The sequence below is a fragment of the Pseudomonas sp. Soil_N_39 genome (assembly GCF_057655955.1).
Genome location: NZ_JBDGLI010000014.1, coordinates 1 through 14,379, shown reverse-complemented (window position 1 = coordinate 14,379; position 14,379 = coordinate 1). Strand labels below are relative to the sequence as shown.

Below are 14,379 nucleotides of genomic sequence, written 5' to 3'. Positions count from 1 at the left end.
GTAGTGGGATCAATTTTTAAGCGAATAAGTCCATTTCCGTCGTTTCAAGGCCATAAAAACACAGATTATTAGCTCATCCAGTTACCGCCATCGACGTTATACGTCTGCGCCACCACGTATTCGCTCTCGGCCGAGGCCAGGAAAATCGCCATGCCGGTAAGGTCCTCCGCGGTGCCCATCCGGCCATAGGGTACTTGCTGGCCGACCTGGCGCTTCTTTTCCCCCAGCGGCAGGTTTTCGTGGCGGGCGAACAGCGCGTCCACGCCGTCCCAATGCTCGCCATCCACCACGCCGGGGGCGATGGCGTTGACGTTGATCCGGTGCTTGATCAGATCCAGCCCGGCGGACTGGGTCAGGCTGATCACCGCCGCCTTGGTGGCGCAATAAATCGCCACCAGGGCTTCGCCACGCCGGCCGGCCTGGCTGGCCATGTTGATGATCCGGCCGCCATGGCCCTGGCGGATCATCTGCCGGGCTGCCGCCTGCAGCGTGAACAGCGTGCCGGCGACGTTGATGGAAAACAGCCGCTCGTAGCTCTGACGGGTAATCTCCACGATGGGCGCCAGGTCGAACAGCGCGGCGTTGTTGATCAGGATATCCAGCTTGCCCGCCCGAGCCACCACTGCTTCGATGGCCTGGTCGATGGAGGCCTGGTCGGTTATGTCCATTTTGACCGCGTAGGCACCGTCGCCCAGTTCGGCGGCGGTGGCCTGGGCCCGCTCAAGGTCGATATCGGCGATCGCTACTGTGGCCCCTTCGTTGATATAGGCCTGTGCAAACGTCCTGCCGATACCACGGGCGGCGCCGGTCACCAGGGCACTTTTTCCTTCCAGTCGTTTCATGGGTTGGTCCTCTTGGAGTGAAATCAATAACGAGAGAGCGCTGATATCTTTTGTGGCGAGGGGATTTATCCCCGCTGGGCTGCGCAGCAGCCCCAGACCAGGCAATTGGTGTGTCAGGTTGATCAAGTCGCGCTTTTTTGAGGGCTGCTGCGCAGCCCAGCGGGGATAAATCCCCTCGCCACAGAGCGGGTACCAATCGTTATTGCTTTGGATACCCAGCCCGCTTCATCTCCTGCTCGGTACTCGATTGCGCCGAGGCCAGTGCCTGGTCGACAGTGATCTGTGGCACGCCGATTACAGCAGCGCCCGTGGAGGCCGACAAACGCAGGGAGGATCGCGGGCTGGTACTTTTTTAACGCCCTTGAGTGCGCCAGGTGTGGGTTAAAAAAGTATCGGTGGGCGGTCAGGCCGAGGCTGGCGAAACGCTGCGCACTCGGCGTAAGGTGCCCCCTATAACGATAAAAGAGGCGCGACATGCCTGATCACCGAACGCCCCTGTTCGAGCAGCGACCGGCCGAACTGGAAGTCATCCTGCCCGAGCCTGAACACAGTTTTCGCTGGTACGAGCATGACTACCCGTACCCGCTGGCGCGCTGGAACCATCATCCTGAATTTGAAATCCACCTCATCCGCCAGGGCAGCGGCAAACTGTTGGCGGGCGATTACATCGGCCCGTTTGGCCCAGGCCATGTGGCGATGATCGGCCCGGACTTGCCCCATGACTGGATGGGCGACCTGGCACCGGGCGAGTATTTGGCGGGGCGCGACGTGGTGTTGCAATTCGACGGCGCCACGCTGCTGACCTTGCGCCGCACCCTGCCTGAACTGGGGGATCTGCAGGGGCTGTTCGAACGCGCGCGCCGTGGCCTGGCCTTCGCTGGCAATACAGCGCAGCAAGCCGCGCACCTGCTGGAAGCCATCGGTCCGGCCCAGGGGCTGGCGCGGTTGACGCTGTTCCTGGAGCTGCTCCACATCCTCAACCAGGCTCCCGGCGACGAGGCCCTGAGCCTGGCGAGCCCTTGCTACGCGCCGATCCTGGATGCGCGCAGTTCCGAGCGCATCCATAAAGCGTTCGAGTACCTGCAAGCCGAACTCACTGGCGACCTGCGCCTGTCGGTGATCGCCCGCCAACTGGACATGAGCGAGCCGGGCTTCTCGCGGTTCTTCAAGCGCATCACCGGGCACGGTTTCATCGATTTGATGCGCAAGCTGCGGGTCCAGCGTGCCTGCCGTTTGCTGTTGCAGAGTGAAATGCCGGTGACTGACGTCTGTTTTGAAGTGGGCTACAACAACCTGTCCAACTTCAACCGCCATTTCCGCATCGAAATGAACCAGACCCCCAGCGAATATCGGCGGGGGGCTTTTGCCCTGCCTGACGGAGCCTGCCATGTTGACCGTCGTTGAACAGGCAGCCAGCGCATCCCTGCGCCAGCGAATGGAAAAGGCCGGGTGCGCCTTCGAATTCCTGGTGCTCGCGCCCGAGGCGAGTGAGGCGGTTGACGAGGCGCGCCATCGCCAGGCCGTGGGCCTGCTGTTCCAGCACATCGAGGCGCAATGGCTGGAGCGTCACCGTCAACTGACCCTGGACCCTCGCTATGTCGAGGCTGCGCCCCCGACCATGGATTGGGATTTGAACAAGGCTATCGCCAAGCCGTTGAATCGGGACGAAGTGACCCGACTCATGCGCGTCGACAAAGATGATCAGCAGCATACTTATGCCTTGTACGCTGCCTTCTGCGAACCGCCCTATGGCACTCGCTTCGCCGACGACACCCCGCAAGCGCTGTTCAAGGAATGGCTCGACCTGCTCGGGCTCGAAGACGACGCTGATGTCGTGGTGTTGAATTGGGTCGACAACTTCAACGTTAACTGGACCGCCAGCGACGAGCACGATTCAGCACGGGAGCCCTGGAGCGATTATTTCGAAGATGGCCTGGAGTGGTGGGGCGTCTGGTGCCTGAGCATCTGGAACCCCAAGCGCCGAACGCTTGCTGTGCTGGCGGCGAGCACGACGGATTGAGCGGCTTGGACACATACCTTGCAGTCACCCAGAAACCAATGTGGGAGCGAGCTTGCTCGCGATGATGTCAGCACAGCCAACCTCAATGCGAACTGACCCACCGCCATCGCGAGCAAGCTCGCTCCCACAGGTAATATTATTTACTTAAGGCCGTCGACAAACCTGTGGCGAGGGAGCTTGCTCCCGCTGGGTCGCGAAGCGGCCCCAAATTTTGCAGCATTCCCCCTTGGGTCGGTGTTTACTCTGGGACACCCCGTTGATGCTTCTTCAACCGATACGCGAACTGCGCCCGGCTCAGTCCCAACGAGCGCGCGGCCGCCGCCAGGTTGCCGCTGCTCAGTTGCAGAGCTTCGTTGATCAGGCGTGATTCCAGGCCGTCAATGGAGAAGTCCGAGTCCAGTTGGCTGAGGGACTGGAGCAGCGCCGGTTTTTCTGCGGCATCGTTGGCGGCCAGGCCCATCGGCGAGAGGCCGCCGAGGTGGTCCACGGAGTACGCATCCACCGGCAATTGCTCATTGCGAAACAAGTGGACCAGGTCAATCGCCTGGCCTTCCTCGCTGGCGATCAGGCCCCGTTCGATGAGGTTCTGCAATTCCCGCACGTTGCCCGGAAAGTCGTAGCGCAACAACACCTTCAACGCACGCATGGTCAGGCCCATCGGTGTGCGGCCGTATTCCTGGCAAAAGCGCGTGAGAAAGGCATTGATCAGCAACGGTATGTCATCACGGCGCTCGCGCAGGGGCGGCAGGGCGATGGGGTAGACGTTGAGCCGGTAGAACAGGTCTTCACGGAACGCGCCGTCCGCCACTGCCTTGCGCAGGTCGATGTTGGTGGCCGCCACGACCCGCACGTCGACCTTGATGCCGTGGCCGCCGCCGACCCGTTCGATTTCCCGCTCCTGCAAGGCACGCAGCAACTTGCTTTGCCCGGCCAGGCTCAGGCAGGTGATCTCGTCCAGGAACAACGTACCACCGTGAGCTCGCTCGAAACGACCGGGGCGTGAATGGGTGGCGCCGGTGTAGGCACCGCGCTCGACGCCGAACAGTTCAGCCTCGATCAGATTGTCGGGGATGGCCGCGCAGTTGAGGGCGATGAATGGGCCGTCACGGCGCCGGCTCAGTTGGTGCAACTGGCGGGCGAACATCTCCTTGCCCACGCCGGATTCGCCGCTGACCAGCACGGTGGCAGGGGTCAAGGCCACCCGTTGCAAAGCCTGGGTCGCGGCGTTGAAGGCGGCGCTGGCACCGATCAATGGCTGTTCGCTGTCCGGCAGCAGGGCGGCTCCGGCCACACTGTCGGACTGAGTGTCGGCGCGCGCGACGACCGTCGGCGGGGAGGCGTTGAGGTAATTCAGATCCTGCTCGATGTCACCCCATTGCTCGGCGGTCTTGCCGACGACTCGGCAGCGTTCGTGGCCCATGCCCCGGCATTCCACTTCGCGAAAGACCACCAGTTGCCCGAACAACCCGCTGACGAAACCGATGGCGTAGCCCAGTTCGGTCCAGCACACCGGATCCTGCCCGATGCCATAGGCGGCGACATGCTCGTCGGCCTCGCAGGAGTGATGCCAGAGAAACTCCCCCTCATAGAAGCCCGAGTCGGCGTCGAACTTGAAATGCAGCGGCTCGACCTTGGTCATGCCTTCAAGGGTATGCAGATGCGTGCCGGCGCGGAACACCGCCGCGGCATCGGCGTGAGGCCAGCGTTCACGAATCAGCCGGGCATCCCGGGCGCCGGAGGAGTAGCCGGTGCGGGTGAGCATGCCTCGGGCCTGCTCCAGCCCCTGGCGTTCGATGATTTCCCGGCGCAACGCACCGAAGGATGAACTGTGCAGCAGCAACATGCGTTGGTCGTTGAGCCAGATACGGCCATCGTCGGGGGAGAAAAACAGGCACGCGGTGAGTTCTGCCGTTGTGGGCGAACTGCTGTCGCTCAGCTCGTTGCTGTCACCCCGTGGATGGTAATGCTCGGTGGTGATCCGGTGATCCGGCAACTGGCAGTGGGGATTATTCATTGTTATGCCCCTGATGACGGGATGATCGAAATGATCACCTGGCGAGATAGTTATTAAGCATAACTTTATCAAATGGACAAGCGGCAGCTGGCCAACGGCCAGGTTGGCGCAGGCGTCCTGTGCGTCATACCTGGCGAAGAACCTTGAGCCAGAGCCTTTCGCCAGGTTTATCAAGGCCTGCGGGCAAAACCGGCACAGCGCTTGCTCAAGCACTTGCACGGCGTTTGCGTCGATACCTTCCAGGTGCGCCAAACGATGACAACAACAAAGAGCCGGGAGTGTTAAATGTCTGCACCCAAAAGCCACCTGCTGTCCCAGGTGATCGAATCGGAATGTGTCTTCAACGGGGATTGGGTGCCTGCCTCGGGCCCGCTGCAATCGATCATCGAGCCGGCTACTGGTGAGCGACTGATGCGCTGTGCCACCGCCGACACCGCCGACATTGCCAAGGCCAGTCGCGACGCCGCCCTGGCCCAACCGGCATGGGCGGCCCTGGGCCCGCGGCAACGGGCGGCGATCTTCCGCAAGGCCGCCGACGTGGCCGAGCAGTCCTTCGATGAGCTGGCGCTGTACGTGGCGCGGGAGACCGGTGCCGCGCTGTTCAAAGGCCAGCACGAAGTGCGCGAAGCCATCGTGCTGTTGCATCAGGCCGCCGGCCTGCTGTCCCAGGCCCATGGGGTGGTCCTGCCCAGCGAGGCGGGGCGTCTGTCCTTTGCGCGGCGCCAACCCCATGGTGTGGTCGGAGTGATTTCGCCCTTCAATTTTCCCCTGGTACTGTCCATGCGCTCCGTCGCGCCGGCCCTGGCGGCGGGCAACGCGGTGGTGCTCAAGCCGGATCCGCAGACCCCGGTGAGTGGCGGTTTCCTCATCGCCCGGTTGTTCGAAGTGGCAGGCCTGCCCAAGGGTTTGCTGCAAGTGTTGCCCGGCGCGGCGGATGCTGGTGAGGCGCTGTGCCGTGACCCTAACGTGCGCATGATCGCCTTCACCGGCTCCACCGGCGCGGGTCGCAAAGTTGCTGAGGTGGCCGGGCGCAACCTGAAGAAAGTCGCCCTGGAGTTGGGCGGCAAGAACCCACTGATCATTCTCGAAGACGCCGACCTCGACCTAGCCGCCCGAAACGCGGCGTGGGGCGCCTGGCTGCATCAAGGGCAGATTTGCATGGCCACCGGCTTGATCCTCGCCCATGAATCCATCGCCGCCGAGCTGACCCGCAAACTGGTGGAAAAGGCCCAGGCCATGACCGTCGGCAACGCCGCCCGGCAAGAAGCCGCGATGGGGCCGCTGATCAACCAGCGGCAGTTGCAACGGGTCCACGACATCGTCAGTGACACCGTGCGCGCCGGAGCCCGAATGGAAGCAGGCGGCGACCATGATCGGCTGTTCTACCAGGCCACCGTGCTCAGCGGCGTGAAGCCGGGCATGCGCGCTTTTGACGAGGAGGTCTTCGGGCCGGTGGCAACGGTGGTCAGCTTTGCCACCGATGACGAAGCCATCGAGTTGGCCAATCGCACCGAGTACGGTTTGGCGGCGGCGATCATTTCACCGTCGGTGGGCCGGGCCATGGCCATTGGTGAGCGGTTGCAGTGCGGCATGTTGCACATCAATGACCAGACCGTCGCCGATGAGTGCGTCAACCCGTTCGGTGGGCGCGGCGCTTCGGGCAATGGTGGCAGCGTCGGCGGCCCGGCGGACTGGGACGAATACACCCAATGGCAGTGGGTGACGGTCAAGGATACGGCGCCGGTCTACCCGTTCTGACAGGTCGGTTTTACCGGGCCCGATGAGCTGAGGGCCCGTGGGTACACAAAAATAATAAGAGGACTCAACATGAAACTCGACAACAAGATTGTGCTGGTGACCGGTGTCTCGTCGGGTATCGGTGCCGCCACCGCGAGCCTGCTGCGCGCTCATGGCGCCCAAGTGATTGGCGTGGACCTCAAGGCGCCCCACATGACCCTGGACGGTTTTGTGCAGGGCGACTTGAGTAGCGCCGAGAACATCGATCGGTTGCTGCCACAGCTGCCCGCACGGCTCGACAGCCTGTGCAACATTGCCGGCGTGCCGGGCACCGCCAACCCGCAACTGCTGGCGCGGGTCAACTACCTTGGGCTGCGTCACTTGAGCCGTGCGCTGCTGCCACGTATCAGCGCTGGCGGCAGCATCGTCAATATCGCCTCGATCCTCGGCGCCGAATGGCCGTTACGCCTGGAACAGCACAAGGCGCTGGCGCGCATCGACGATTTTGCCGCCGCGCAAGCCTGGCTGGCCGACCACCCGGTGGCGAATCAGACCTGCTACCAGTACTTCAAGGAAGCCTTGATCGTCTGGAATTACCTGCAGGCCCAACCCTGGTTCCTTGAGCATTCGGTGCGCATGAACAGTGTCGCCCCAGGCCCGGTATTCACGCCCATCCTCGACGACTTCGTGAGCATGCTCGGCGAGGCCCGGACCCAGGCCGATGCCCACCGCATGAAACGTCCCGCTTACGCCGATGAGGTGGCGGCGGTGATCGCTTTCCTGTGTGCCGACGAATCGCGCTGGATCAACGGCGTCAACCTGCCGGTCGATGGTGGATTGGCCTCTACCTACATCTGAAATGCGCACCCGTAGAAAGCGGCGCAAGCCGCGACCTGAGCGTGTTGGCTGCCAAAGCCATGCCCAAAAATAACAATAATGAGAAGCGTCCATGGATAACCTCAAAGATAGCTTTCGTTTCAAGCATTGCGCCCTGTTCCTGGCGTTATGCAGCACCGGTGTGATGGTCGATCGGGTCGAGGCCATGCAAATGGACCTGGGTGACTCCGATTGGAAATTGCGCTGGGACAACACCATCAAGTACAGCCAGGCCTGGCGCTTGCAGGGGCAGGACAGCCGCTTGGTCAACGCGCCAACCGCCAACGGCCTGTACCCCTCGATCCAGAGCCAGGGCGATAAGAACTTCAGCCGTGGCCTGGTCTCCAACCGCCTGGATCTGTTCTCCGAAATGGACCTCAGCCGGCAAAACTATGGCCTGCGCGTGAGCGGCGCGGCCTGGTACGACGATATCTATAACCAGGACAGCGACAGCAACGAGCAACCGCATTTTCTCAGCGAAACCCGCAAGCTCCACGGTCGCGACGCGGAAATTCTCGATGCCTTCGTGTTCTTGCGCGGTGACCTCGGTGAAGACTCCCAGGGCGTGGCGCGCCTGGGCCGACACAGCCTGATCTACGGGGAAAGCCTGTTCTATGGTGGCAACGGCATTGCCAATGCCCAAGGCCCGACCGACGTCGTCAAGTTGCTCAGCGTGCCGGGGACTCAGTTCAAGGAGATCCTGCGCCCGGTCAATCAAATCTCCGGGCAGTTGCAGATCAACCCGCAGCTGTCGGTGGGCGCTTACTATCAGTTTGAGTGGGAGCGTTCCAACCTGCCCGGTGCCGGCAGCTACCTGAGCGATGTCGATGCCATCGGTTACGGCAGTGGTCCGTTGCGCGAAGTGTTCGGTAACGACACGGTCAATGGCGGCGATCTGAAACCGCGCAATTCGGGGCAGGGCGGCATGCAGATTCGCTACAAGCCGAGCGGCACCGAACTGGAGCTGGGTTTCTACGCGGCCCAGTATCACGACAAGGCGCCGATCGGGTTGTACGCGTACTTGGACGGTCCGGCGGCAGCGGCCACCGGCTTGCCGATCCTGGGTTCCTATCGGCAGGTCTACGCCGAAGATATCAAGACCGCCGGCGTCAGTTTCTCCACCGCCTACGGCCCGTTCAACTTTGCCGGTGAAACGTCGGTGCGCTGGAACGCACCGCTGGTGAGCAACCTGCAAGTGGTGACCCCCGGCATGGAGGCCGATGGTGGCGACAATGAGTTGTTCGCCAGGGGCAAGACCGCCCATGCCAACCTGTCGGCGATTTACCTGTTATCGCCCACCGCGTTCTGGGACGGCGGCTCGGCCCTGGCCGAACTGGCTTGGAACCGCACCTTGAGCGTGACCAAGAACGCTGCCGCGCTGGATTCCAACACCACCCGCGATGCCACGGCGCTGCGGGTATTGATCGAGCCGGCGTACTTCCAGATTGTCGACGGGATCGACCTGACCGTGCCGATTGGCATGGGGATAGTGCTCGATGGGCGTTCATCGGCGGTCAACAAATCCGGCTTCGGCAACACCCATTCCGGTGACTGGAGTGTCGGGCTCAAAGCCACCTATCTGCAACGCTGGGATGTCGGCCTCAACTACGTGAACTTCTTCGGCGCACCGAAAGCCGGGCTGCGCGAGGACGGCAATTTCAGTTACGGACAGTCGTTGGCCGACCGCGACTTCGTCTCGCTCTACGTGAAAACCTCATTCTAATAAGGTGGATTCGCCATGCAGAACACAGCTTTCCTGAACACCTGCGTCCTGACCCTGGCCCTGGCCGGCATGGGGCTGGCGCAGGCGGCCGTATCGCCTGAACAGGCCGCACGTTTGAAAACCGATCTGACCCCCCTGGGCGGCGAGCGTGCCGGTAATGCCGATGGCAGTATCCCGGCGTGGCAGGGCGGTTACACCCAGGTCACGCCCGGCTACAAACCGGGAGACAAGCGCCCCGATCCATTCGCCAGCGAGAAACCGCTGTATTCGATCAAAGCCGCGAACATGGAGCAGTACGCCAACGAACTGGCCGAAGGCACCAAGCTGCTGCTCAAGAAGTACCCGGACTATCGCCTGGACGTGTACCCGACCCATCGTTCGGCCGCGGCGCCGCAATGGGTGTATGACAACACCAGCAAGAATGCCACCCGCGCCACGCTGGACGTGGACAGCGAGAAGGTTTCCAACGCCTACGGCGGCATCCCGTTCCCGATCCCGGAAAACGGTGCGCAGGTGCTGTGGAATTATCGTTTGTCGTGGCAGGGCGGCGACACCATCAGCTCGCCTTTCGATACCTGGCTGATGACCGCCGGCGGCAAGAAAGTCCAGGCGACCCGGGCCCAATACACCTACCAGTTTCCCTACTACGTCGAAGGCGGCAGCCTGGAAAACTATTCGGGCAAGTACCTGCTGGGCAAGCTGTTCACAGAGTTGCCATCGTCCAAGGCCGGCGAAGGCCTGATGACTCATTGGGACCTGGACCCGGCCAATCGGGCGGCCTGGCAGTATCTGGTCGGCCAGCGCCGGGTTCGCCGGGCGCCGAACATTGCCTATGACACGCCGGACTTCGTGACCTCCGGGGTTGGCCTGTTCGACGAGGCGTTCATGCTGTTCGGGCCGACCGATCGCTATGACCTCAAGCTGGTGGGCAAGAAAGAGTTGATCGTCGGCTACAACAATAACCGCGCCGCGCTCGCCAAGAGCGACGACCTGGTCAAGGCGAACTTCCTCAATCCTGATCTGGTGCGTTGGGAGAAGCATCGGGTCTGGGTGGTCGAGGCCACGCTCAAATCCGGCAAGCGCCATGTCGTGCCGCGTCGGACCTACTACGTCGACGAAGACTCCTGGCAGATCCTGATGGCCGACGGTTATGACGCCCAGGGCAAACTCGGCCGGCAGATGTACTCGCTGACGCTGCTGGCACCTGATCTGCCGGCCCTTACCGCACAGGTCATGTGGGGCAGCTACAACCTCGACACCGGGGCCTACTTCCTCAACTCATCGAGCAACGACCTGGCGGTTCAGTACCAGAAGGTCGCGAAGCCTTCGGCGTCCTATTTCACCCCGGATGCCATGGCCAACGAAAACATGCGCTGAACCTGTGGTGGCCGTGGCGAGGAGGAGGTTCGTCGCGGTCGCCCTACGATTCTCCAGGCGGAATAACGATATGAACGTTGAAAAAATCTTTGCGCGCCGCGGTTCGCTATGGGGTGCTTGCGCCCTGGTGGGGTGCTTGTTGGCAAGCGTGCCCTGGGGCGCACAGGCCGCGACATTGGCGGTGTTGCAGCAACCGGCACTGCCGACGGCCAAGGCCCCGCGCGCGGTATTGCTTGGGCTGGCCCGGGCCGGCGAACGCCTGGTGGCGGTGGGTGAGCGTGGGATCGTGCTGCTCTCCGATGACGCTGGCGTGAGTTGGCGCCAGGCCAAGGTACCGGTCAGCGTCAGCCTGACGGCGGTGCAATTCGTCGATGCCGAGCAGGGCTGGGCGGTCGGTCACCTGGGCGTGGTGCTGCACACCCAGGACGGCGGGGAAACCTGGCAAAAGCAACTCGACGGTGAGCGCGCCATCGCCCTGGCGGTGCAGGTCGCTGAGCGCGATGCCAATCAACCCGGCGGTGCCAGCCACCTGGCACAGGCACGGCACATGCTCGATGACGGACCGGACAAACCGTTTCTCGACCTGTATTTCAGTGACCGCCTGCACGGCTACGTCGTGGGTGCCTACAACCAGATCTACCGTACCGATGACGGCGGGCGAAGCTGGCAACCGTGGATGCGGCATGTGGAAAATCCCCAGGGCTTGAACCTGTATGGCATTCGCGCCGTGGGCAACGACCTGCTGCTGGTGGGGGAGCGCGGCCTGCTGTTGCGGTCGACCGATGCCGGGCAATCATTCCAGGCCTTGAAGTCACCTTATGAGGGCAGCTTTTTCGGCCTGCTCGGCACCCGCGATGGGGCCTTGATCATCTATGGCTTGCGCGGAAACGCCTGGTGGTCCGATGACCGTGGCGGCAGTTGGCGACGCCTCGATACCGGTATCGAATCAACCCTGGCGAGCGCCCTCGAACTGCGCGACGGCGGCCTGTTGCTGGCCAGCCAGAGTGGCGAGCTTCTCTTCAGTCATGACCAGGGCCGCAGCTTTGACAAGCGTCAGAGCCGCAGCGGCGGGACCGTCGCTGCCATGCAACAGGCGGTCGACGGCAGCCTGGCCAGCGTCGGTTTGACCGGCGTGGCCGCTGACCAGGATCCGCGGGCCTCCGGTCAACCTTGAAACTTCACGGTGTAGCGCTATCGGGCCACGGCTCGTGCAACAGGAGTCAAACTTGAAAGACGACAGAATCCAAACCGTGATCGGCCGCCAGGAAGACTTCGACCGGGCGTCAGGCAACTTCGCCGAGCGGGCGATCTTCAACCATCGCCCGCTGGTGATCCTGCTGTGCCTGCTGGTGACCTTGGTGCTGGGGTGGCAAGCCACGCGCATCGGCATCAATGCCAGCTATGAGAAGACCATTCCCACCGGGCATCCCTACGTCGCCAACTTCCTTGAGAACCGCAGTGAATTGAGCGGCCTGGGCAACTCGCTGCGCATTGCCGTGGAGGTCAAGCAGGGGAGCATTTTCACCAAGGACTACCTCGATACCCTGGCCAAGCTCAACGACGAGCTCTATCTGCTGCCGGGTGTCGACCGACCCTACATGAAATCGTTATGGACCCCGACCACGCGCTGGACCGCCGTGACCGAGGAAGGGCTCGACGGCGGCACGGTGATCCCTGACGACTACGACGGATCGGCCGCCAGCATCGAGCAGGTGCGGACCAATGTGGCCCGCTCCGGGGAAGTCGGTCAATTGGTCGCCGGCAACTTCAAGTCCAGCGTGATCTTCGTGCCGTTGCTGGAAATCAATCCGCAGACGGGCAAGGCGCTGGACTATGGCGAGTTTTCCCGGCAACTGGAGGCGTTGCGCGACAAGTACCAGACCGATGACCTGCGCATCCATATCACCGGCTTTACCAAGATCGTCGGCGACTTGATCGAGGGCATGACCCAGGTTCTGCTGTTCTTCGTGGTGGCGGTACTGGTGACGGTATTGGTGCTGTTTGGCTACACCCGTTGCGCGCGCAGCACCCTGGTGGTGGTGACCTGTTCTCTGGCGGCGGTGCTTTGGCAACTGGGGCTGCTGGCCTTGCTCGGTTATGAGCTGGACCCTTACTCGGCACTGGTGCCGTTCCTGGTGTTCGCCATTGGCATGAGCCATGGCGCGCAGAAGATGAATGGCATCATGCAGGACATCGGCCGTGGCACCCACCGGGTGGTCGCCGCGCGCTACACCTTCCGCCGACTGTTCGCTGCCGGCATCACCGCGTTGCTCTGTGACGCGGTCGGTTTTGCGGTGTTGCTGCTGATCAATATTCGGGTGATCCAGGACCTGGCGATCACCGCCAGCCTCGGCGTGGCGGTGCTGATCTTCACCAACCTGATCCTGCTGCCGATCCTGCTCAGCTATATCGGCGTCAGCCCGGCGGCGGCGCAACGCAGCCTCAGTGCGGAAACCACCGAGCAGCAGGCGCAGATCAAGCATCCACTGTGGCGCGTGCTCGATCTTTTCACCCAACGCCGTTGGGCCATGGGTGCCATGTTGGCGGGCTTGCTGTTGGCCGCGTTTGGTTTTGCCGTGAGCCTGCACCTGAAAATCGGCGACCTGGACCCCGGTGCTCCAGAGTTGCGTGCCGACTCGCGCTACAACCGCGATGCGTTGTTCATGACCCAAAACTACGCGGCCAGCTCGGATATTTTCGTGGTCATGATCAAGACCCCAGAAGATCAATGCACCCGTTACGCCAGTCTGTCCGCGGTAGATGCGCTGGCTTGGCAACTGGAGCAATTGCCCGGCGTGGAATCGACCACCTCGATGGCGGCGCTGAGCAAGATCGCCACGGCCGGTTATAACGAAGGCAACTTCAAATGGTATGAACTGATCCCCAACGACGGCGCACTGGGTGCCGTGCAGACCCGTGCTCCGCGAGAGTTGTTCAATCAGGGCTGCTCGATGCTGTCGTTGTACGTCTACCTGGCCGATCACAAGGCTGACACCTTGAACCGGGTGGTGGAGGCCAGCGAACGATTCATTGCCGGGCATCAGATGCCAGAGGTCAAGTTCATGCTGGCGGCCGGCAGCGCGGGGATCGAAGCGGCGACCAATATCGTCGTGAAGAAGTCCATGCGCGAGATGCTGTTCTGGGTCTACGGTGCGGTCAGTCTGCTGTGCTTGCTGACCTTCCGCAGTTGGCGGGCGACTCTGTGCGCGATGCTGCCGCTGATGCTTACCTCTATCCTGTGCGAGGCGCTGATGGTAGGGCTGGGCATGGGGGTGAAAGTCGCAACATTGCCGGTCATTGCATTGGGTGTGGGTATTGGCGTCGATTATGCGCTCTATGTGTTGAGTGTGATCCTGGCGCGGATGCGTGCTGGCGACACCTTGGCCCAGGCGTATTACCAGGCGCTGCTGTTCACCGGCAAGGTGGTGTTGCTGACGGGTATGACATTGGCGGTGGCGGTGTCGACCTGGGCGTTTTCGCCGATCAAGTTCCAGGCTGACATGGGGGTTTTGCTGGCCTTTATGTTTTTGGTGAATATGCTTGGGGCTTTGATTCTGCTGCCGGCCTTGGCTTGGTTGTTGCTGCCGCAGAGGGTGTTTTTAAAAAAGCCTGAGTTGAGTCGGCGGGAGCGGTGGGTTCAGGGGTGATGGCATTTTTTGTGGGGGGTGAATATCCGTTATTTAGGTAACGGCTGCTTAGGGTTCCGCCCTTACGGCCATCCCTTTCAAGGTCTTAGGTAAAATCCCCTGAAGTTTCTATCAGGGATACCCGAACGATGTGGGCCGATGTT

At 62.1% G+C, this 14,379-nt stretch carries 10 protein-coding genes; 8 read left to right on the top strand and 2 right to left on the bottom strand.

The window, feature by feature from the left end; genetic code table 11:
- Positions 1-68: 68 nt before the first annotated feature.
- Positions 69-842 carry an L-iditol 2-dehydrogenase gene (locus AC3A5O_RS20055; RefSeq protein ID WP_122565528.1) on the bottom strand — a complete coding sequence of 258 codons (774 nt, stop codon included), beginning with the start codon at positions 840-842 and terminating at the stop codon, positions 69-71.
- A 474-nt stretch (positions 843-1,316) separates the two neighbouring features.
- Between AC3A5O_RS20055 and AC3A5O_RS20050 the strand changes: the two genes are divergently transcribed.
- Complete coding sequence (locus tag AC3A5O_RS20050) at positions 1,317-2,246, top strand: AraC family transcriptional regulator (RefSeq protein WP_122565527.1); 930 nt, start codon at positions 1,317-1,319, stop codon at positions 2,244-2,246.
- Positions 2,230-2,862, top strand: a complete 633-nt coding sequence (locus AC3A5O_RS20045; protein ID WP_305481663.1) for a hypothetical protein — start codon at positions 2,230-2,232, stop codon at positions 2,860-2,862. The genes AC3A5O_RS20050 and AC3A5O_RS20045 overlap by 17 nt, the downstream gene beginning before the upstream one ends.
- Before the next feature lie 238 nt (positions 2,863-3,100).
- On the opposite strand, the gene AC3A5O_RS20040 is transcribed toward AC3A5O_RS20045, so the two are convergent.
- Positions 3,101-4,876, bottom strand: a complete 1,776-nt coding sequence (locus AC3A5O_RS20040; RefSeq protein ID WP_122565524.1) for a sigma-54-dependent Fis family transcriptional regulator — start codon at positions 4,874-4,876, stop codon at positions 3,101-3,103.
- A 285-nt stretch (positions 4,877-5,161) separates the two neighbouring features.
- Between AC3A5O_RS20040 and AC3A5O_RS20035 the strand changes: the two genes are divergently transcribed.
- The 6 genes from AC3A5O_RS20035 to AC3A5O_RS20010 all read left to right on the top strand — a co-directional run bounded on the left by AC3A5O_RS20035 (position 5,162) and on the right by AC3A5O_RS20010 (position 14,236).
- Positions 5,162-6,634, top strand: coding sequence for a benzaldehyde dehydrogenase (locus AC3A5O_RS20035; protein ID WP_487753624.1), 1,473 nt, complete (start codon positions 5,162-5,164; stop codon positions 6,632-6,634).
- Positions 6,635-6,703: 69 nt separating this feature from the next.
- Positions 6,704-7,471, top strand: a complete 768-nt coding sequence (locus AC3A5O_RS20030; RefSeq protein WP_122565522.1) for a coniferyl-alcohol dehydrogenase — start codon at positions 6,704-6,706, stop codon at positions 7,469-7,471.
- Between the two features lie 91 nt (positions 7,472-7,562).
- On the top strand, positions 7,563-9,212 hold the full coding sequence (locus AC3A5O_RS20025; RefSeq protein ID WP_487753623.1) for a DUF1302 domain-containing protein: 1,650 nt from the start codon (positions 7,563-7,565) through the stop codon (positions 9,210-9,212).
- A gap of 15 nt (positions 9,213-9,227) precedes the next feature.
- Complete coding sequence (locus AC3A5O_RS20020; RefSeq protein WP_122565520.1) at positions 9,228-10,589, top strand: DUF1329 domain-containing protein; 1,362 nt, start codon at positions 9,228-9,230, stop codon at positions 10,587-10,589.
- A 70-nt stretch (positions 10,590-10,659) separates the two neighbouring features.
- On the top strand, positions 10,660-11,763 hold the full coding sequence (locus tag AC3A5O_RS20015) for a WD40/YVTN/BNR-like repeat-containing protein (RefSeq protein WP_487753622.1): 1,104 nt from the start codon (positions 10,660-10,662) through the stop codon (positions 11,761-11,763).
- A 52-nt stretch (positions 11,764-11,815) separates the two neighbouring features.
- Positions 11,816-14,236, top strand: coding sequence for an efflux RND transporter permease subunit (locus tag AC3A5O_RS20010; protein WP_460078156.1), 2,421 nt, complete (start codon positions 11,816-11,818; stop codon positions 14,234-14,236).
- Positions 14,237-14,379 lie beyond the last annotated feature (143 nt).